Origin of the sequence: Caloramator sp. CAR-1, assembly GCF_030546345.1 — a bacterium.
Lineage (GTDB): Bacteria > Bacillota > Clostridia > Clostridiales > Caloramatoraceae > Caloramator > Caloramator australicus.
On the sequence record NZ_JAUONW010000051.1, the window covers coordinates 1 to 21,781 of the forward strand.

18 protein-coding genes are annotated in these 21,781 nt (G+C 30.4%); 6 read left to right on the top strand and 12 right to left on the bottom strand.

The features are described 5' to 3' along the window. Window positions 1-223 precede the first annotated feature (223 nt). Window positions 224-1,402 (bottom strand): PhoH family protein, encoded by a 1,179-nt coding sequence (locus tag Q3V94_RS13325; protein ID WP_303528481.1) that lies wholly within the window; start codon window positions 1,400-1,402, stop codon window positions 224-226. After that, the gene (locus Q3V94_RS13330; RefSeq protein ID WP_008909293.1) at window positions 1,399-2,661 is read right to left on the bottom strand and encodes an OmpH family outer membrane protein; all 1,263 of its coding nucleotides are present in this window, start codon (window positions 2,659-2,661) and stop codon (window positions 1,399-1,401) included. Before Q3V94_RS13330 ends, Q3V94_RS13325 begins: the two co-directional genes overlap by 4 nt. Window positions 2,662-2,789: 128 nt before the next feature. Between Q3V94_RS13330 and Q3V94_RS13335 the strand changes: the two genes are divergently transcribed. Genes Q3V94_RS13335 through Q3V94_RS13345 form a run of 3 tightly spaced genes read left to right on the top strand, consistent with a single transcriptional unit; the run spans window position 2,790 to window position 5,480 of the window. Further along, on the top strand, window positions 2,790-3,608 hold the full coding sequence (locus tag Q3V94_RS13335) for a GTP pyrophosphokinase family protein (protein WP_008909292.1): 819 nt from the start codon (window positions 2,790-2,792) through the stop codon (window positions 3,606-3,608). Between the two features lie 13 nt (window positions 3,609-3,621). Beyond that, window positions 3,622-5,004 carry a hypothetical protein gene (locus Q3V94_RS13340; RefSeq protein ID WP_008909291.1) on the top strand — a complete coding sequence of 461 codons (1,383 nt, stop codon included), beginning with the start codon at window positions 3,622-3,624 and terminating at the stop codon, window positions 5,002-5,004. Window positions 5,005-5,051: 47 nt separating this feature from the next. Beyond that, entirely contained in the window at window positions 5,052-5,480 is a 429-nt protein-coding gene (locus Q3V94_RS13345; protein WP_008909290.1) for a Fur family transcriptional regulator, read from the top strand. Window positions 5,481-5,488: 8 nt separating this feature from the next. Here Q3V94_RS13345 and Q3V94_RS13350 read toward each other — a convergent pair whose 3' ends face one another. Next, complete coding sequence (locus tag Q3V94_RS13350) at window positions 5,489-6,742, bottom strand: ABC transporter substrate-binding protein (protein ID WP_008909289.1); 1,254 nt, start codon at window positions 6,740-6,742, stop codon at window positions 5,489-5,491. A 164-nt stretch (window positions 6,743-6,906) separates the two neighbouring features. On the opposite strand from Q3V94_RS13350, the gene Q3V94_RS13355 reads away from it, so the two are divergent. Beyond that, window positions 6,907-7,800 carry a VCBS repeat-containing protein gene (locus Q3V94_RS13355; protein WP_008909288.1) on the top strand — a complete coding sequence of 298 codons (894 nt, stop codon included), beginning with the start codon at window positions 6,907-6,909 and terminating at the stop codon, window positions 7,798-7,800. A gap of 49 nt (window positions 7,801-7,849) precedes the next feature. Here the strand turns inward: Q3V94_RS13355 and Q3V94_RS13360 are convergent, their stop codons facing one another. Both Q3V94_RS13360 and Q3V94_RS13365 read right to left on the bottom strand, forming a co-directional pair. Then, on the bottom strand, window positions 7,850-8,821 hold the full coding sequence (locus tag Q3V94_RS13360) for an ROK family protein (RefSeq protein ID WP_008909287.1): 972 nt from the start codon (window positions 8,819-8,821) through the stop codon (window positions 7,850-7,852). Beyond that, window positions 8,818-10,008: an ROK family transcriptional regulator gene (locus tag Q3V94_RS13365; protein ID WP_008909286.1), complete on the bottom strand. Its 1,191-nt coding sequence runs from the start codon at window positions 10,006-10,008 to the stop codon at window positions 8,818-8,820. The genes Q3V94_RS13360 and Q3V94_RS13365 overlap by 4 nt, the downstream gene beginning before the upstream one ends. 316 nt (window positions 10,009-10,324) lie before the next feature. Here Q3V94_RS13365 and Q3V94_RS13370 point away from each other — a divergent pair, with 316 nt between their 5' ends. Next, the gene (locus Q3V94_RS13370; RefSeq protein ID WP_008909285.1) at window positions 10,325-10,660 is read left to right on the top strand and encodes a L,D-transpeptidase; all 336 of its coding nucleotides are present in this window, start codon (window positions 10,325-10,327) and stop codon (window positions 10,658-10,660) included. Between the two features lie 48 nt (window positions 10,661-10,708). On the opposite strand, the gene Q3V94_RS13375 is transcribed toward Q3V94_RS13370, so the two are convergent. Next, on the bottom strand, window positions 10,709-10,891 hold the full coding sequence (locus Q3V94_RS13375) for a hypothetical protein (RefSeq protein WP_040306479.1): 183 nt from the start codon (window positions 10,889-10,891) through the stop codon (window positions 10,709-10,711). Window positions 10,892-10,981: 90 nt separating this feature from the next. On the opposite strand from Q3V94_RS13375, the gene Q3V94_RS13380 reads away from it, so the two are divergent. Continuing rightward, window positions 10,982-12,265, top strand: coding sequence for a LysM peptidoglycan-binding domain-containing protein (locus Q3V94_RS13380; RefSeq protein ID WP_008909283.1), 1,284 nt, complete (start codon window positions 10,982-10,984; stop codon window positions 12,263-12,265). A gap of 115 nt (window positions 12,266-12,380) precedes the next feature. On the opposite strand, the gene Q3V94_RS13385 is transcribed toward Q3V94_RS13380, so the two are convergent. The 6 genes from Q3V94_RS13385 to Q3V94_RS13410 form a co-directional block, all read right to left on the bottom strand. Then, window positions 12,381-13,430 (bottom strand): hypothetical protein, encoded by a 1,050-nt coding sequence (locus Q3V94_RS13385; RefSeq protein WP_008909282.1) that lies wholly within the window; start codon window positions 13,428-13,430, stop codon window positions 12,381-12,383. 31 nt (window positions 13,431-13,461) lie between these two features. Next, window positions 13,462-14,385 (bottom strand): alpha/beta hydrolase, encoded by a 924-nt coding sequence (locus tag Q3V94_RS13390; protein ID WP_008909281.1) that lies wholly within the window; start codon window positions 14,383-14,385, stop codon window positions 13,462-13,464. 177 nt (window positions 14,386-14,562) lie between these two features. Beyond that, window positions 14,563-15,687, bottom strand: a complete 1,125-nt coding sequence (locus tag Q3V94_RS13395; RefSeq protein WP_008909280.1) for a radical SAM protein — start codon at window positions 15,685-15,687, stop codon at window positions 14,563-14,565. Window positions 15,688-15,834: 147 nt separating this feature from the next. Next, window positions 15,835-17,181 carry a GH1 family beta-glucosidase gene (locus tag Q3V94_RS13400; RefSeq protein ID WP_303528495.1) on the bottom strand — a complete coding sequence of 449 codons (1,347 nt, stop codon included), beginning with the start codon at window positions 17,179-17,181 and terminating at the stop codon, window positions 15,835-15,837. 17 nt (window positions 17,182-17,198) lie between these two features. Then, window positions 17,199-18,533, bottom strand: coding sequence for a glycoside hydrolase family 30 protein (locus tag Q3V94_RS13405; RefSeq protein ID WP_303528497.1), 1,335 nt, complete (start codon window positions 18,531-18,533; stop codon window positions 17,199-17,201). Between the two features lie 20 nt (window positions 18,534-18,553). Beyond that, window positions 18,554-21,769: a cellobiose phosphorylase gene (locus tag Q3V94_RS13410; RefSeq protein WP_303528499.1), complete on the bottom strand. Its 3,216-nt coding sequence runs from the start codon at window positions 21,767-21,769 to the stop codon at window positions 18,554-18,556. Between the last annotated feature and the right edge of the window lie 12 nt (window positions 21,770-21,781).

The following is a 21,781-nucleotide window of genomic DNA, read 5'->3' on the forward strand; positions in this document are numbered from 1 at the left end:
CCTAATTCATCAGTCATTTTTTTAACTACATCAACAAGTTTTGTTAAATCCCATTCTTTTGATATAGTTTCCTCAACATTTTTTATTAATTTAGTAGTGAAATTTATTAAATGTTGTTGTATAATATTATTCAAAAGAGACACCCCCTTATTGGTTTGTGTGTTTTTTTCACTTTTATTTTATCACAGGGGTTGTCTCTTTTAAATTTTTGTCTTTTTTCGTCCTACAATAATTTTACACTATGCATAAAAAGTTCATCTTTTCTATCATGGGCCCTTTTTAAAATATCGGCAATTCCAGTTTCAGAGGGAATAAATTCCTCCTTAGAAGTATTAAGATATCCAATAATATCCGCAGGTTCAGTATATGCAGGACTGATTGGGATCACCGTATAATGTTCCTCATCAAGCCCCAATGCCTTTGCATAGGCAACGGCTAATCTTGTCTTACCGGTTCCTGCCATTCCACTTATTATTGTTAAAGGATTTGTTTTTAAGCATACATGAAAATTATAAAGATCTATATCTCTATAGCATAATCCCTCATTAAAAAGGTATTGCTTAAATTTTTCTAAAAATTTGATTTCGCTTTTAACAGAATCTCGATAGATCTGAAAATCCTCTTTATTAAATATGTAGGATCCATTTTGTTCAATTATTTCCTTTAATCGATTTTTATAATCTTCAGATATAAATAAAAGCTCATCGCTTACCTTATAAATCACATTATCGTAAAAATCATTGGGAAACTTTATCTTTTTTATATCTCCTATACTAGCTAATATCCTTTTCCCTTTTTGATTTGTCCAATTAAGGTTTCCATATATATAATCGTCACATATAATAATTTCGGGATCTTCAAACTCACTATTGTATAAAGGTAGTTCAATTGGAAGCTGTTGCATTATAGCTTTTTCTAATTCATATTTTGACATACTTGGGGAAGGAATAGGTATATACCTTTTAGTAAAATCGATATTTGCAGTTTCAATATCAAAAATTACTAAATTTCTATAAAACAATTCATTTTTTGATTTTTCTTCTTTTTTCATGAATGGTTTAAATAATATTAATTTGTTTGCTAACCTCTCGTATATTCTTTCTTTTTTTATTTTTATATCTTTTTCACTCCAAAAATCCGGTGACATAGGAACATTTTCTAATGCCTTTTCAAAACCAATAAACAAGTTATTTTCAAAGGGTCCTGGTAATTCGTATATCCTTTTAGGGATTGTTGATATTGGTTTAATATAAAATAATACATATTCAGGATTTTTTTTAAGGTAAGTAATAGGCTTTTGTTCTTCACCTATAGATGGAAAAAATTTTTCATCTAATGCAAGATGACCTAATATATAACAGTCTTGAATTGCTTTAATATCCTCTTGCTTTATATTTTTCATGATAAACCCTCCACACTTTTCTTTTTTAAAATAATATTTCTAATAAGCTCCTCTAAGGACAATCCGAAAATAACGTAATACTTAATTCCTTTGCTTTTTAAAGATTTCTCCAAATTTAATAAATCTTTAGTTGAATCAATAGAATTCCTATGAATAAAAATCTGCCCTTCATAGTTTTCTATATTATCAAGAATATTTATATTTTCACTATTGATTATATTGCATCTTCCGATAACATCAAAAACTCTATCATACTGATAATTTGTAATAATCGTATTTTCATTCTCCTTTTCAAACTTATTTATTTTGTCATCATTTACTTTTTGATCGTCACTAATACTTTTCTTTAGATCCTCCAATTCCTTTGCTTTTGCATTTTTATAATCTTCAAAATCTCTTTCTAAGGATTCAATTTGCTTTTCAAGGGACTTAATTTTTTCCTCCTTGTTTTTAATCTCACCTTCTAAACTTTTATTTTTTTCAGTTAATTCTTTTAGCTTATCTTCAACAGTTTTATAAACCTCTACATTAAAGCAAACACTAGCATCCGATAATAATTTATTGAAAAAATTCCTTTTATCTTGGGGGACCTGTAACAAATCTTTAATGTTTTCTGATATATATGCTAAAACAGCAATATAATCCGTAATTTGACTTCTATTTTCCGTAAAGAATTTAGCAAATTCATCAAATTTCATTTTTGTAAACTTTTTCTTTAATTTATAAAAGTTATCCTCTTGTCCTATCAAGTTTAGCATCGAAATCGCTTCAGGTTCAAACAAAGAAAAATACTCAATAGGGTCCTTAAGTTGTAAAAGCTTTTCAATAACTTCATAGCAATTTTCTTCATTAATTTCAATCTCACCTACTAGACCTTCAAATATATGCTTATTATTTATAAAATTATTAAACATCACACCTGCATTTTTTTGTGCAAATTCAGGATTCATAAGTATTAAAATTCCTAAAGGAAAATGTGGATCTACTTTTTCCTTTAACGGATATGATAAAAATGTGTATAAAAGATCATCTAAATCATTAAGATTGAGCTCCTTTAACTTTAACCCATATATATCCTCTAAAAGTTTATAGAACAACTCATCTTTACTGTTAAATTTTGTAAACAAATGCTTTCTTAGTATTTTTTCTGGAACTTTTGCAACATTGGAAAATCCATTGATATTTATCTTCCATTTATTAGCTATTTTAATCAATATCTCTTGGTCTGCAACAGTAAAATATAATTCTACTATATTCATCAAAACACCTCCATTTTGTCCCCTTATATATATTCTATAAAAAATCTCATTTTCCTTTATTTTAAAATTGATAGTTTTAAAAAGCTATAGTTTTTGTTAAAATAGACTAGGAAAGGAGCGTGGGGGATATGCTTGTTAAAGATTGGAAGGAATTTTTAATCCCTTACGAACAAGCAGTTGAAGAGTTAAAAATAAAATTTAAAAGTATAAGAAAACAGTATAGAAGTAAAAATGAATATTCACCAATTGAATTTGTAACCGGCCGTGTAAAAGAAATATCAAGTATCCTTGAAAAAGCAAAAAAGCTTGATATCCCTCTGAATAAAATTGCAGAGGAAATGGAAGATATAGCAGGAATAAGAATAATGTGTCAATTTGTTGAGGACATATACAAAGTAGTTCAAATTATTCGTCAAAGGGATGGCAAAGACTTAAAAATAGTTTATGAAAAGGATTATGTAAAAAATAAAAAAGATAGTGGCTATAGAAGTTACCATGTAATAATAAAATATCCTGTTCAAACTACCGAAGGAGAAGTTGAAATATTAGCAGAAATTCAAATTAGAACCCTTGCTATGAACTTTTGGGCTACGGTTGAACATTCACTAAATTATAAATACAAGCAAAGTATACCTGAAGAAATTAAGGATAGATTGAAAAGAGCTGCAGAGTTAGCATTTTTGTTAGATCAGGAAATGTCTGAGATAAAAGAGGAAATTATAGAAGCTCAAAAGATGTTTGAGATTAAATCAAGTGTAATTTCGGATATACTTGATAATATTATAACCCTCTATTCATTAGGTAAAATTTCTGAGTCTACAGATTATCAAGATAAATTTAATAAACTATTAGAAAAAGGTGATATAATAGAATTAAAGGATCTTTTAGATGAACTTAATGAAAAAGTTCAGCAGACACGCCTTCAACTTTTTCAATTAGAGGAATAGTGGTGATAATTTTATGGAACAATTTGAAGGCAAATTATTAAACATCGTTTTTATAGCTTTATTAACTATTTTTTTGTTGGTTTCTAATATAGGTCATAATTTCAAAGTGGATATTTTTTCAACCTTCAACACTATCAAACATTATAATAACTTAAACAGATATTGGGAACGCTCAAAAAACCATCCTGAACTTATGGAATTTGCAACAAATTATATAGTTTCTTTCCTTAAGAGCAATAAGTTAAAACCATTTAATAATTCTTATATTCATACCTTTGAAAGAGTTTTTCCTGTTGGGGAAGCTAATTCACATTTTGAAGTTCTTTCCCTTGGGGGTAAACGAATTAGAAGCTATAAATATGGCAAGGATTTTTTTGAAGACTTTAAGGGCTTATACAAGGAAGGTCAAATCTATGGAAGTCTTCAATATGTAAGTAGAATCGACCAAAATATTTATAATGAAATTATTCTAACAGATTTGTATAATTATAATAACATAGAAGAACTTGATAATTATTTTTTATCAAAGAATGTTAAATGCGTTATTTCTCCTTCCTTTTCAGAAGACCTTGCTTTTAGTAGTGGAATATATGATGATAATCTAAAAATAAATGATAAAGGATTAATTAAAATTATAATAAACCCAAAAATTTTCTCTGAAATCATAAGATACTCCCAAAATGGATATAAAATCAGAATAGGTGCTAATAAAAAATTGGAGGAAATTAAATTTAAAAATGTATATGGGATAATGCCTGGAAAAAATAAACTCATAAAACCTCTTTTGATAGTCTCCTACTATGATTTTTTTATTAGACTTTCAGAAGTCCCCATAACAACTTATGAGCAAAACATTACTCCATCAATCATATTAGAATTAATAAACTCTATTAAAAATCAACGTGCAAAAACGCCGGACAGGACAATTATTTTTGTTTTTTTGTCTGGTCATTTGCTAAACTACAACCTCGATAATGTATTTTCAAATTTACCTAGTGGAGACATACTAATTATAGACGGCATAGGATTATCTGACTCCTTTTCGATAACCCAAACTCAAAAACAAAATGGATTTACCAATAACGTCATTGATATTTTAAAAGAGCATTCATTTTATATAACAAGTAGAAACATTAAGCAGGACTCAGAATTTCCCTACACCATTATTTCATGCGAAAATACCACTTTAAGCCCTCAAATAATATCAAGATCTGGAAAATTCTTATTATCGCTAATAAAGGATGAATGCTATAATTTAGGTTATATTGCAGCAAATTTTAGGTTGATCCGTAACATAAAAAAATTTTTTAATGCTTACTCAATACCTATTTCTATTATTTTATTGATATATACCGTATTTGTACTATTTAAACCTAAAAAAATTATTGACAAATAATTATTTTCTGTTATATTTATCTTAGAATAAATAAAAGGATGGTGTTTATGAATAAATTAAGCAATCTATTTAAAGAAAATAATCTAAAGCTCACACCACAAAGATATGCTATATATAATTATCTGCTTGGGACTAAAAGTCACCCTTCAGCTGAAATGATCTACGAAGCTTTAAGACCGCACTATCCTACCATGAGCTTAGCAACGGTTTATAAAACTTTAAATACTTTAATAGAGTTAGGATTAGTTCAGCAGCTGAATGTTGGAGAAGATAACTTTAGATTTGACGCTAAATCTGAATCCCACCCTCATATTGTTTGTCTAGGATGCGGAAGAGTTGATGACATCGATGAGCTTGAACTTGACCATATAAATCAAATAGCACAAAAATATACAAATTACAAAATAAGCAGTAGTAAGGTTTATTTTTATGGGCTATGTGCTGAATGTCAAGCACAAGAAAAAGGGGATCGTTAAGATCCCCTTCATTGTTGGAAGGATATTTTTAATACTCTATCCCATGCTTCACTCAGTTTTACCCTTCCTTCGATCATATCCGATAATACAATCCCTATAGCATCTGCCATCTTTAAATCTAGATTATCTATAAGAAATCCTGAATTATCATTTGTCATCTCAATATGAGATATGATGATTCTTTTATTTACTGTATCAAGCTGATTAGCTGTTTTTAAAGCAGATATAAAACCTTTTTCTACAAAGAGTTTTTGAGCTTCCTGTTCAAATAAAAATTTCAAAAATTTTTCTGCTTCATCCTTGTTTGAGCTTTTTGAAGAAACAGTTAAAATTTGTCCTCCACTTGCGCTTACCTTAGCCATAGGATTATCCACAAACTGAATTGGTGTTTCAAAAATTCCATATTCAAAACCAGAAGGCTTTTTAGTTTCTATCAGCTCTTTAGTTATTGAAATTGTTGGCAATATTGCTGCTTTTCCCTTTAAAAAATCATCAACTGATTGCATATAATTAATGTCAACACTATTCTTCTTAATAGAATTTTTAACTAATTTATCAAAAGTATTAAAGGCAATATTTATTCCCTGAATGTTCTCAAAGGCTTTTTTGTCCGATCCTAAATTATCAGTAAAACTTTGTATTCCTGTTGTTTGACATGTTATATTGCCAAATAAAAGGGCTAAAGTCCATCTATCCATTGCACCAATGCTAATTGGAATAATGCCTTTTGAATTTAGCTTCTTAGATATATCAATTAATTCCTTTAAGTTAGCAGGTTCTTTAATTCCATATTTGTTAAATATGCTTTTATTATAAAACCATTCGTATGTTATAGGTAAATCACCTATACCATAGTTTTTACCATTAAATGTTCCATAGGATAGATTGATAGGATATAGCTTATTTCTTAAATCATTTTTATCTATAAAATCTGTCAGGTCCGTAATAAGCCCAGTTTTAGCGTATTCTATAAGCTGATTTCTTTTTATCCCAACTATATCATAACCCTCTTCCTTTGTAAGGCTTTCTTTAATCTTAGATTCATCAGAAAGGTCAAAGGTTAATTCTATTTTTAAATCAGGATTTTGTTTTTCATATTCCTTAACAATTTCTTTATATATTCCTCCAATATTCTCCTCAGGATACATTATAGCAACTTTTAAAGTCTTTTTATTCTCTTCTCCTTCTTTTCCCTTTTTATTGCAGGAAGTAACTCCCAAAATCAAAGTAAAAATGAGAAAAATACTAATTAGCCTTTTCATCTTATCACCACTTTCTTAAATTTATCTCTCCAATATGTGGAAAGCTCAATTACAAAATGATTATATAAAAAATAGTATTATAAATCAATATTTGTTCCCTTAATTATATTTTTCCACAAATATTTTATAATTATCATTCATATAATTTAGTGGAGGTGAGTTTAATGAAATTAAAAATATATGTAGTTAAAAAGCAACAGCTTATCTGGGGAGCCATAATAATCGCCGCAATCATCATAGCTGCAATTATAATGATACTTATGAAAACAAAACAAACTATTAGCACTTTCAACCAACCAAATACCTACTATACAGATTTAAACAGCGACGGCAAAACAGATTGTATCCTTGTTGAAACAAACGAAAAAACTGGTGAATATCACTTATCAATTAAATGGGATGAAAAAAAAACTTCTAACCTAGAACCAGATCCCACCATTAAAACTTTAGGATATTTCAATAAAAACTGGCCAATGAACATAAGCTTTAATGATATCGATAAAGATGGTAAGCAGGAACTAATCCTTCAATCATCCGACAACAAAGGTCCAATATTACACGTTTTTAAGGTTTATGACGACAAAGTTATTAAATTAATTTCAGGCCGATACTCTATTTTTGGGGTTGTAAAAACTAAGGACTTTGAGCCTGTAATTGTTATTGGCAATAAATCAAAAAAAGGTATAACATATAATTATTTAACCTTTAATTCAAAGGGACCAGTTCCTTATGTTATGCCTACCTCTATGAACCTTGGAAAAAGCTCTTTAGAAAATTTAATTGGCTATCTTGAATCCCAAGAAGTTGAAGCAGCAAATTTAAATATTAGTAAAAAACATTTAGAAGTAGTTTCAAAAGGAAAATTCTTAGATGGAAATATTTATGAAGTTAAATACGATAAATACGATGTTCCAACTGAGTGCACATATATTTTAAGAACCTCAGAAGATACTCCTATTGGATATGAAAATACGATATACAAGGTTACATTAAGACTTTCAAAATATGATAGCAGGAATCCTCAATATAGCATCACTTCTATTGAAAAAATAAAATAATCAGAAGGGACTGTCCTTATATTTGTTCTAGGACAGTCCCTTTATTTTTCTATATTAAATTCAAATATTCAAGTATTGCCGCAATTGCTCCCATCATACCTGCTTCATCTAAAAGGTGGGCTGTAATAATCTTACAGCTTTCTTTTTGGATCTTCATCGCCCTTTTATTGACTTCTTCTCTTATATATTTTAATAATCTCTCCTGGGCCCTTGAAACTCCACCACCTATTATAAATAATTCTGGATTAATAATATTAATATATCCAGCTATAGCAATACCTAGCCATTCTCCAGTTTCCTTCATAATTTCTATTGCAAGTTCGTCCCCCTTATCATAAGCTTCCGATAAAGTTTTAGCAGTGATATTATCAACGCCTCCCGCAATTTCCACCATTAAAGACTTTCTTCCCGAGTTTATTTTTTCCTTTATTCTTCTTGCTATTGCAGGAGCTGATGCTATTGCTTCTATGCAACCTACATTGCCACAGGAACACTTTGGACCGTTTTTATCGACTGTTAAGTGTCCAAATTCACCTGCACAAAATCTGTGACCCCTTATCATTCTACCATCAGAAATTATAGCAGATCCTATTCCTGTTCCTATTGTTATGTAAATAAAGTCCTTACAATCTTTAGCAGCTCCAAAATACTTTTCTCCAAGGGCTGCAACATTTACATCATTATCTAAGAAGATTGGAACATTAAAAAACTTATTAAGGTCCTCCCTTATGTTAACATCCTGCCATTCGTTGCCTAAATTACCAGAGAAATAACATATTCCTTTTTCAACATCAATAAGTCCTGGGACGCCTATCCCTATACCAGCTATATTATCCACTGATAAGCCAGCTTCCTTTATAACATATTCTATCTGTTCTTTTATTCTTCTAATTGTATCTTTATAACCTTTATAAGCTTCAGTTGGAATTTTAGTCTTTATTATTACATTACCCTTCAAATCTGAAAGAGCCGTTACAATGTTCGTTCCTCCAACATCAATTCCAATTACATAATTTTTCATGATATAACCTCCTTCTGAATACTATCGAATAAGTTGTCAAGGACTAAAAGTGCAGCTCCCTTAGTTATAGCGTCCTTGCCTGTTTGGGTCCTCTTGATATTAACATTTTGAAATAACTCCTGTAAAGAATAGTTCTTTGCCGAAAGGAGTAATTCATCAAAAAATAAGTCATTAATATCTATTAAGTCCCCTCCTATGACAATTAATCTTGGGTTAAATATGTTGATCAAATTTGAAATGCCTAAGCCTAGATAAAATCCCGCTTTTTTAACAGCATCAATTATTTTTTGATTGCCTTTATTAACTTCTTCATGTATTTTTTCAATATCTAATTCATCCCTATATCCATTTTCCATTGCATATCTTACTATTGCCCTCTCCGAAGCATAGTTTTCTAAGCATCCATAATTGCCACAGATACATTTTGTTCCATTTATTTCCACTTTCATATGTCCAAATTCCCCTAACCCATCAGAAGCTCCCCTTAACTGCTGCTTGTCTTTAATGAAAGCTGCGCCAATTCCATATCCTACCTTTATACAGATAAAATCTTCTACTTCCCTTCCTTCACCATACCAGCTCTCAGCCATTGCCATAGCCCTTACATCTCTGTCAACAAAGGCAGGAACATCAAATTCCCTTTCTAAAATTTCCCTTAGATTAATGTTTTTCCAACCAAAATTAGGTGCAAATGTTATTGTCCCATTATTAAAATCAACTAATCCATGGGCAGCAACACCTATACCAAGTATTTTATTTTTTTCTGGCAAATATTCTTTTATTAACTGATTTATAAAATCTATCATTATATCTTTAACCTTTTCAAATTCCATATTGGGATAAAGCTTTTCAGTTAAAGAGCAAATTATTTCCGATTCCATATTCATAACTGATACTCTAAGTTTTGTAGAGCCAATATGAACTGCTATAACATAATACGAATCCGGGTTGATTTTTAATAAAACTGGCTTTCTTCCGCCCGTGGATTTTCCAAAATCGCTTTCAATTATTATATTTCTTTTTAAGAGTTCTGCTGTAATATTCGTTACCGTTGCAGGGGTAAGATTTAGCATCTTTGAAATTTCCACTCTAGATATTGGAGCATATAAGCGAATGGTATCTAAAACCAGCCCCGTGTTAATCTTTTTCATCAATTGAAAACTTCCTGGAATCATATTCTTTTTCAAACTATCACCCCCAAATAAAATTATACCAAAATATCATTATTAATCAATCTTTATTTTTTAATTAAATTAAGTTATAAAGCCATAAAAAAGAAGGGCCTTAAGGCCCTAAGGGGGATGGGGGGTTCTGTTAGTGGAAACTGCTGTTTCCTGCTCAAGTTATTTTCTTGAGCTTTCATTAATTAATTTTTCCAGTTCTAAATTTTTTATTCAATCTTTTTAAAAATTTTTATCGACATTTTTTGCAAAAAAAAATTATCATCAAAACTAAATAAAAAAAATATTTATAGTAATAAAGATTTTATAAGGACAGAAAAACATGGCAAATTACAAGATTATCATTAATACCAAAACAAACAGATTAATATTATACAAAAACGGAATCATAATTAGACAATACCCTGTAGCCCTTGGTAAGCCCTCAACCCCTACTCCAAAAGGAAATTTTAAAATAATCAATAAAGCGATTAATCCTAGTGGCCCCTTTGGGGCAAGGTGGCTAGGATTAAATATAAAGGGAATTGGAATTCATGGAACTAACAATCCTTCTTCAATAGGTAAAAACGTTTCTAATGGATGCATTAGAATGTTTAATAGTCATGTAATTGAACTTAGCAGCCTTGTTCCCATTGGAACGCCTGTTACAATTATTTAAGCCCAAAATAATGTGATATTTTGGGCTTAATATTTCACATAAAAAGGTTTATATCTGAATTTCTGTTTCAGATAAATTCATCGCTTTTCCCCCAACCTTAACCTCAAGTATATCTTTGCCTTGGGTTTTTAAGGAGACAATTATTTCAGAAGGTTTTTTCATTGAATATCCCTGCTCCATAATTATACATCCAGCTTGTTTTGGATTACTTTTACCATACTTAAATAACACTAAAGTGCATCTTTATTAAATAAAATTGAGCAATTTCCCTTATAATTCATAAAATAATAATGGATGAATTTATAAAAATAAGGAGATACTATGCAAATTCATGTTGTAAGGGCAGGAGAATCTTTATACAGTATTGCACGGTTATATAATTCAACAATTGGCGCAATTGCAGGAGCAAATGAACTTCCTAATCCAAATCAGCTTGTAGTGGGGCAGGCGCTTGTAATACCTATAGTAGGAAGGTTCTATTGGGTTCAACCTGGAGATAGCTTATATAACATTGCAAGAAGATTTGGAATAAGCTATCTTGCACTTGCTAGGATTAATGGTATTTCACCTAATAAACCACTCCCGATTGGTTTTAGACTTTATATTCCCCCACTTCCAAGAAGAAGAGTAGAAATAAATGCATACGTAGAACCAATAGGCGGCAGAGTAACGCCTGCATTAGAACAATCTGTTCGAAGCGTAGCACCACATTTGACCTATCTCTCACCCTTTAGTTTTCAGATTCAAAGGGACGGAACATTAAAAGAACCACCCTTAAACAATTTTAGAAATATTGCAAATAACAGCGGTGCAGTTTTATTGATGGCTGTAACTAATCTTGAGGAAGGACAATTCAGCACGGAACTTGGAAGACTTATTCTTACAAATCAGAAATTGCAAGATACTCTACTTGACAATATCATTTCCACAGCAAAGCGACTAAACTTTAAAGATATACATTTTGATTTGGAACATTTACCTCGTGAATTAAGAGAAAACTATAACGCCTTCCTGCGTAAGGCTAAAGCAAGGTTAAGTGCTCAAGGTCTATTAATGTCTACAGCTTTAGCACCAAAAACAAGTGCCACACAAGCAGGTGAATGGTATGAAGCCCATGATTATAGAGCCCATGGTGAAATTGCCGACTTTGTTGTCATAATGACCTATGAATGGGGCTACAGCGGCGGTCCTGCAATGCCAGTATCTCCATTACCTGAAGTTAGGAAGGTTATTGAATATGCTTTGACGGAAATGCCTGCATCTAAAATTATGATGGGACAAAACTTATATGGATATGATTGGACTCTTCCATTCGTCCCTGGAAGCGTTGCAAGGGCAATTAGCCCACAGGAGGCAATTTTATTAGCAGCAGAAAATAATGTGTCTATAAGCTATGATACAAAAGCTCAGGCTCCTCATTTTAATTATATAGATGCAGACGGAAAACGCCACACAGTATGGTTTGAAGATGCTCGTTCCATTCAAGCTAAATTTAATCTAGTAAAGGAACTTGGTCTTAGAGGTGTAAGTTACTGGAAGTTAGGAATTTCTTTCCCACAAAATTGGCTGCTAATAGAGGATAACTTTGAAGTAGTGAAAAGATAATTAAAAATTAAACTAAAAAAGCTGCCAAGAGATAATCTTGGTAGCTTTTTGAATCTGTTGAAAACTCAGAAGCATCTTTATAATAATTTTTTCATTCTAGTAATAGATGTTTATTTTAATTGACATTGATAACAATCATGTTACTTTTTAAATTTAACCTCTGTTTTAACTCATCTGTTATTTTTATCTGTACTTTAGTCCCTTTCTTTAAATTCTTAAATTGATATTGAATAGAGTCAACAATCGTTCCTGAAGCAGCATTAATATCATATTTTATAGACTTTGGAGCCATTATTTTAATATGTTCCTGGTAATTTTTCAGTGCCCCTTTATTGTATATTTCAATAGGTAACATCGGATAAGCACTTTGAGTTTCACTTAAAACTATTTCTAAATTAGATGTATTAACTTCAACTACTTCATTTTTAGGAACATCTTTGCCATTTATAGTTAATCTGTATTTCCATTCATTTTTTGCAATTTCTAGTAATTCCTTGCTTGAATATGATTTTTGCATTAACATTTTTATATACTTTTTTTGTTCATCTACTTTTCCCCTTAAAAAATTCAATTCAATCTCCAATGATGATATTTTCTCTTCTAATTCCTTTATTTTAATTTCATTAGAACCAGTAGAAATTTTATCTATTTGTTCAGGATATATTTGAATCTTTTTTTGATCGTTAAGGCATAAATAAACTGTGCCTCTGTCAAAAACAAAATTATTATATTTTCCCTTACTGTTAATATAGTATTCAAATGCCGTCAAGTCACCTTTTATTCCACTATCCAATCCATCTTTTATGAATTTTAATTTTTTATAATCATCTGTGTCTGCTTTAAAAATTCCATTCTTAACAGTGTATTTATTTGATTTTTTATCTAATGATATTACACAGTAATCATACAAATTTGGTCGTATATAAAGAAAAGTATATTTAATATTGCCATTTATTGTTATTTGCTTAGGAACAGTTTTGCCACTTATTATCTGTTTAACTTGAAATACAATTTTATTATCACTTTGCTCAGATACTTGAGCAATCACCAATGCATATTGATCATTATGCATAAGTCTCCATAATATATCAGCAGAAAAAGCTTTTAAACTGGTATAAAAAAAACATATCAAAATAGCGCCAACTGTAAAAAATCTTTTTAGCATATAAATACCTCCAAAATAATACTATTTTTAGTCAATGAGACTTAATCCACAGCAATAAATCCTTCATTACTTCATCACGATTAATTTCATTTAACATCTCATGTCTTCCATCCTTATAAAATTTATATTGAACATCCTTTATTCCTAATCTTTTATATGTTTCAATTAGCCATTTAATAGTCTTGCATTTATTACCAACTGGATCTTGATCACCAGAAAAAATATAAATTGGTAAATCTTTTGGAATTTGAGCCATATTCTTTTTTTGATGTATACTTCTAAATCCCCTTAAAAAATCATAGTAAAAACTAGACGTAAAAATTGTCCCACAGAAGGGATCGTTTATATATTTCTCTACTTCCTTTTCATCCCTGCTCAACCAATCAAACTCAGTTTTTGTTGGTTTAAAGGATTTATTATAGTTTCCAAAGGATAATTTATTAAGCAATTTGCTCTGCCATCTTTCACCTTTTATTTTCATTTCAATATAAGCAATAAATCTTCCAATGTCTAATAATAGACCTTGCTTTCCTGCCGTTCCAGACAATATTACTCCTCCTAAGCTGTCACCATACTTTGTGATATATCCTTGTGCGAGTAATGAACCCATACTATGTCCTAAAAGGTAAACAGGAAGATTTGGATTTTCTTTTTTAATAATATCATTAAGCTGTTTCATATCTTCAATCATCCAATAAAATCCATTTTGTCCTATATAGCCTACATTCTCAAGGCACTTTGCAGTCTTGCCGTGTCCCCTATGATCATTTGCATAAACTATAAATCCTTCATTTGTAAAAAATTCCGCAAATCTCTCATATCGTGCGGCAGTTTCAGCCATTCCATGTGCTATCTGAATAATGCCTTTAATTTCTTTTCCTTCATCTGGCATCCATTTGTAGGTAAAAATCTCTATATTTTCTCCATCACAAAAGGTAAAAGTCTTAGTTCTCATGTTACCGCCCCCTTTATATATTTATATTATACCATATTTGTTTATATTTTCCGTTGTATAATATTGTGCTCAAAAAATTTTAACTTTTCTTTATGCGTTTTATATTATATCCTTAAATCCATATAATCAGAAAGGGCAGACAGTTGAATATACTGCCCGCCCTGCTATTAAAATATTTTAAATAAACAGCTCGCCAATTTTATAACCATGAGGTAATTCTTCTTCAATTAAAAATTTAAAATTATCATCTTTTAAGATCGGTAAAAATACTTCATATGGAATCCTTGAAAATTCACTTGCGTAATTGCTAGCTCCAAACCATTTACCTTCTTTGCTCCCTAAATTTAACCCCCTAGCAAATTTCGTATAGTTTGAACAGTCATGAACTACTAAATCCCAGTTTTCCTCATCAGCTATTTTCATAAGTTTCAAAGTCAATTCCCTGCTCCAAATTGGCGAAATATATCCACCCCTATAAATATACATGTTTTCACCATAATAATTGTATATATTATTTTCGTTTAAATGCAACTCTGCACAGTTGATAAAATCAAGTTTTGTATCTAATATCGCCTTCTTTTTCTTTAAAAAGGTTTCATAAAATTCCGGGGTCATTGGTGTTTCGATTCCCACGCTTTCAATATATTCTTTAGCTATTCCAATATTTTCAATGACTTTATCTGAACAATTAGAAGCACCTAAATTAAAACGTATCTCGTTAAGACCAGCTTCACCTAATGCTCTTAAAGTCTCTTCTGTCGCTAATGTTCCATTTGTGTAAAGATGTTGATGAATATTAGCCTTTCTAAATTTTTTTATAATCGGATAATATTTTTCAATTTCTATGAATGGTTCTAAATAAACATAAGCAACACCAGTAGGTTTACTTTGGATTGACAAAAGTAAATCAATATCTCTTTCATAAAATTTAGTTCCTCCAATTTCCCACAATCCTTCTCCGATTGGAGGCATATATTCTATTTGTCCATAATTATAACAGAATTTACAATTTAAGTTGCATTTATTTGTTTTTCTAATTGCACCTAAACCAGTGCCAAGTAAACAAGAACGACACCCTTTAGGAAACTTATTTTCATTTCCTACAAAGTAGGTTCTATTATCTAATGTTTTTAAATTTTTGATTTCCGACATTAAAAGGGCATTTCTATATTCAACTGCTGCTTCAATTTGCGCTAAAGTAGCGTAAACGATCTCCTCCTGTTTAGGACTGAGCTCTTCATCTTCAGGAAGTTGTGAAAAAAATTCAAACCACATTAGCGCATCTTTTTTTGAAATTTTCATGAGCGGTCCTCCTCTATAAATTATCGAGATCTTAATTAATCCTTCCTTCTAGCAACCAATATATTATTTTAACATATTATTTTATCCTTGTCCTCTTCATTTATATCTAAAATAAGAGGCAAATAAAAAGATGGGGGGGACCCCATCTTAATCTAATATACCATTATTTTTAACAACATTACTATACCAATAAGCACTATCTTTGATTATCCTCTTTTGAGTTTTATAATCTATAAATACAAAACCAAAACTTTTTGAGTATCCTTCAGCCCATTCAAAGTTATCTAAAAACGACCATAAAAAGTAGCCCTTTAAATTAACTCCATCTAATATTGCTCTATGGGCTTGTGTTAAGTGTCTATACAAATAATCGATCCTATAATCATCTACAACTTTCCCTTTATAATTTACTATATCGTTAAAGGCTGCTCCATTTTCTGTGATTAAAATATCAACCCCTCCATAATTCTTGTGGATATTAATAAGCAAGTCAAATAAACCCTCAGGATAAATTTCCCAACCCATGTCAGTTTTAGGGTTATCAAGATCCACCATTGTCACTTTAAGAGGATAAGCATTCTCATCATATCTTAAAACACTTCTTGTATAATAATTTATTCCTAAAAAGTCTATTTTTTCACTTATGATCTTCATGTCATCTTCTAAAAACTCTGGAAGAATCCTTTGTTCACTGTATAATTTTAGCATATCTTCAGGGTAACTTCCCTTTAATACAGCATCTAAGAACCATCTATTCATAAATCCATCATATATTTTTGCTGCTAGTATATCTTTTTGGTCATCGGTTTCTGGATATGTGCTTGATAGATTTAATGTTATACCAATTCTTCCCTTTAGACTCATATTTCTATATAGCCTTACTGCTTTCCCATGGGATAAAAGTATATTATGGGCAACCTGCAATGCAGTTTTATAATCCTTAATTCCAGGAGCGTGAACGCCCCAAGCATGGCCTAATATTGATACAACCCATGGTTCATTATGGGTAATCCATATTGGAACAATATCGCCAAATTCCTTAAACATCAGTTCTGCATATTCAACAAAATAGTCCACTACCTTTTTGTTTGCCCATCCACCTATATCTTGAAGATGTTGAGGTAAATCCCAATGATATAAAGTTACCGCTGGCTGAATACCTTTTTCTATTAATTTGTTAATTAACTTTTTATAAAAATCAAGCCCTTGTTGATTTACTTCTCCATATCCTTTAGGAAATATTCTTGCCCATGATATGGATAGCCTGTAATTTTTTATACCAAGTTCTTCTAATATCTCAATGTCCCTTTCATAAAGATTATAATGATCACATGCTACGTTACCATTTTGATTTTTAAATATTTTACCAGGGATAGAAGTAAATCTATCCCATATATTTTCTCCCTTACCATCTGCGTTATAAGCACCTTCGATCTGATAAGCTGAAGTTGCAACTCCCCATATAAAGTCTTTAGGAAAATTGTATTTTTGCATATCCAATACCACCTTTTTTAATTTACTAATAGTGTCATTATAGAGTGCCTTAGACTTTTCAGTTCAGTTATTCCCTTCCCTACCTTAAATCTAAAATCAATATCTTCATCTGATTTATTCATTACAACTGTTACAATTGTTCCATCTGGATTTTTAAATGTTGTAACTTCTAAGGAATCATATGGGTTTATAAAACCTATTCTTTTAGCTCCTCTTTTTATAAATCTACTAAAATGGCCTATATAATAATAAGAGCTTTGAAAATATATTTCATCTTTTTCTACATCAACAATTATTGGAGCATCACAGTAATTGCCAACATGGTTAGGCCCTCCTTGAGTATCTAGGAGTAAATTCCAATCAACCCAACCAACAGTATAATTGTTTAAATCGCCGATTATATTGTGTCCATATCTTTCTCCTACGTTCCAATCACCAAGTTTTACTCCACCCTCTTGGCATCCCTCAGTGAAGAGCAACTTCTTGTCCGGAAACTCTTCATGGGTCTTTTTAAGGTTTTCAAATTGGTCCCCTGAATACCAGTGAAATCCTACACCCCAAACATATTTTGAAGCCTCTTTATCAGATAAAATAACCTTTGCTCTTTCATACAATAAATCTCTATTATGATCCCAAACAATAATATTTATATGTTTTAAACCCTCTTTATACAACGTAGGTCCTAAATGATATTTTACAAAATCCCTTTCTTCCTCTGCGGTATATCTACACGAATCCCATACCTGTGTAGCCTCTGGCTCATTTTGAACTGTAATGCCCCATATATCTATTCCTTCTTCCTTCATTGCTTTAATGTATTTTGCATAATATAATGCCCATACGTTCTTAAATTCTTCCTTTAGTTTACCGCCATTATTCATTTCCCCATTTGTTTTCATCCATGCAGGGGGACTCCATGGAGAAGCAAAAAGTTTAATATCATTAGAAAAAGCCATTGCCTTTTTAATAAATGGAATAACACACTTTTTTTCTCTGGCAATATTAAAACTTTTAAGTTCAACATCGTATTCTTCTACATAGTCATAATTTCCCAATGAAAAATCGCAGCTATTTATGTGGGTTCTACAGAGATTATATCCATTTCCTTCATGCTTATCAAAATAAGCCTTTAAAATCTTATTTTTGTTTTCTTCTCCTAGTTTATAAAAATTATATGCAGCCGCTTCAGTAAAGGCACCACCAAATCCTTCGATTGTCTGATAAGTTTCATCCTCAAATACTTCAATTGCTTTATCAACTTTTTCACCGAAGTTTAAAGCTTTATTTTCTTTCAATGCTAATCTATCTTCAGTATCTTTTGCTGTTAAATAAACTTTAAGTTTACTTCTCATTTAAATCCCACCTATGAGTGTTATTTTAAGTAAATATCTATTCTGTTTATTTTTCCTTCTCTAATCAATGTTGCATATTCTTCTTCTATAAAATTATCTAAAAATTCAATAGTATTTCCACTAGGTAAATAGATTATTATTTTTTGCTTAGTAATGTCCATTTCATAAGTATTTTTTCTAGATGGATTATAATATGTTACCCTGCATCTGCCTAAAAAATTAAAGCTAACTTTATTCTCTTCATCGAATAACCATTCTGGTAACACAGGATTAAAGCTCAAAGTGAGTTTGCCGTTTATAATTTTAAATGGTTTTTTACCTACAAACATTAACCTCCACATACTCAAAAATTCTGCAGTTGCACCACTTAATCTTGCAACAAATCCCGTTCCATGAATTGACTCGTCGACATTAGCACTACTTGCGATAAAGGATGAATTTTCAAGTGGGCTTCTGCCATATACACTTGCATCCATGAAGGGTATCAATACGTTTTTAAAGTCATCATAGTATTCCTTATAAAGGCCACTTTTTAATAGCTCAAGCATATATTTATATTCCATATGAAGCCAAATTGATTCATTTTCTAGCCATCCAGGAGTAAATGCTCTTGCCCTGCCTATTTCTATAGTTTCCTTATTTAAAGAGGCATTAACTTTATACATCTTTAATTTTTTGTCAAATAAATCACTATTTTTTACTCTTTTATATACATTGCTTAGGAAGTCTTTATCATTGTAAATTTTAAACCCTCTAACTATCCCTTCCAAAAATAATGGCATTTTATTTTGTTTAAATTTTAATGCTCTAATATACTGTTCTTGATTTTCATCGTCTACATCTTTGTCAATGCCTTTAATGATCTCGTATTCTTCTACATCATAATAAAAATACGTAGGCATTAAACCATCGTTATTTATAATAGCTTTATCTAAGCCCAACTGTAATTTATCTTTAAGTTCTTTGATCTTATCTATCAATTCCGCTGATCTTACAGATACTTCTTTGCCTTGAAACCCAAATTTTACATCTTCCCTATATTTCTCACGTAAATCAGACATAATTGACCAAAAATCATAATCTTTATTATCCATATTTGATTCGTTATATCTTTGAACATACTTAACTTCGTTTTCAATTAGCTGCATAACTTCAATCGGAATTTTAATTTCTTCATCTGGATATTCCTTTAAAACATCTAATATAAAATTGAAAAGTCTAACCAATTCAAAGGCCTCTGCAACTGAAGAACCAAAGAGTCCAGGAAGACCATTTAATGCATCATACCATCCTGGTTTTCCTGCCTCCATCTCAATTCCCATTCCAGCAGGATCAATAGTAGCAAATTTTACTGCTGCAAGATTTAATAGCTTCACAATTAAATTAGTTGTATATATCTCTCCTACGCCTTTGTTAGCTCTCATTATATTTTTATAAGTTTTTCTTGATTCTATAAGTTTCTTTTTGTCCTTATCTTCTACTATTGAATTATATTGTCTTACTTTACCGTTAGACAATACATATCTTTTCTCCCTTGGTAAGACAACTTTACTATTATCAAAATAAGTATAATCATATTCATTAAATAGCAAATCCCTCTTTTTATCTGGATAAACCTCTAAATAATTCTCAATCAAGTCTAAGTTATATGTCCAATGATCCGTCCAAAATCCTTCACCATGAACTGCATCAATTTCTTCTTCCGCATTTTCCATAATCTTTGTTAAGAATTCCTCTTGTGAAACCTTAAGTTTTATATTTCTTTGTTCTATAAATGTAATCAGCCTACCTGGTGTAAATGGATTTGATAAAATCTCCTTTAACTTGTCTGTATCTTCAGCTAGTTCGTCGATAAAGTCTAAACTGTTAGCTTTAATTCTATATTTAACCCCATTAATAACTAGTGGATTATAACCATCTGCTTGAATTAAATTCATGAAAATTTTTATGTTATAACTTTTTACTTCTGGATTAAAGAAAACATCATTTCTTCTATTTTGATTTATATCTCTGTAGTTTCCATTTCCGCTTGAATAATATTCTGGTTCAAGTGAAAAGTAATTATAATCTCTTTCTAAGTCGCCATGTTTTCTTGAATACATATAATAAACAAGTGGCTTGTCACCATTTTTTAATATTAAAGGATATCCACCCCTTAGAATGTTGTCTAGGTAACTTTGTCTACAATATTCATCAAATAGCTTCGATGATGTTTTTGTATATATATCATCTGTTAATCTCTCTACAATTTTTTTACCTTCTAAATATTTATTATTAATGTAATTTTCATCCATAAATATTTCTTTATAGCTTTCTAAAACAGAAATCTCCGGTGCATGGCCAATAATAGTATATATATCCAAAGCTTCCCCTGCATTAACATCCAAACTTACTGCTGAAAAACTACATGGTATTTTGTTTGAAGTAATTTGCTTTCTATCTAAAATTTCACTTAAAGGGAAATTATAAAATACATCTGGATAGCTAAGGGATGTATTCATTCCAAAAACAAGGTCAATATCAACAATTGGATTTATTAAATCCTTTTTACCTTTTACATTTTTAAATGACAAGTAAAAATTACCTTCTTTAAACTCTGTAACATTAACACTATCTTCTGATGACGATCTCATTCTAAAAATTGGGATTCCGCCTTCATGATTATATACTTCCATCCATGCTTTAAGGGTATTGCCAACTTGTTTTAATCCACCATCGCTTATCCCATATGGAAGCACTACTGGCATCCCGTCCAAGATTTCAAGACTTTTTTTGTTGTTTGAAATATTTTTAATTGTTACTTTCCTAACTAGAGCAGCTATCTTTTCTTGTGGAAGCATAAAATAAAGAACATTTATTTGCAATCCATTTTCTGTGTTTACTTCTTCTATTTCAAGCTCATTCATTCCTATATACATTTTTTGATTAACTTTATTATTTCTTGGATATAAGAAAGGTTCATATATATTTTGTTCATCTGTAAACTTTATAAATGTCCTAAATCCTACGCTTTGAACATTTTGATAACATTTATATGCTGGGAAAAACTCCATTATTGGATTATCTTTGTTTTTTATTCCAAAGGATGATATACATTGACCTCTATTGACGTAAAATATCCACATTGGAATTCCCTTCTTACCTGCTATTCCAGGTAAGAAACTTGCAAAAGGCTTTGATGCATTAAAATTTTCTATAACAAATCTATTTTTTTCATCAAAGTAAAACTTACTCATATTTATCCTCCC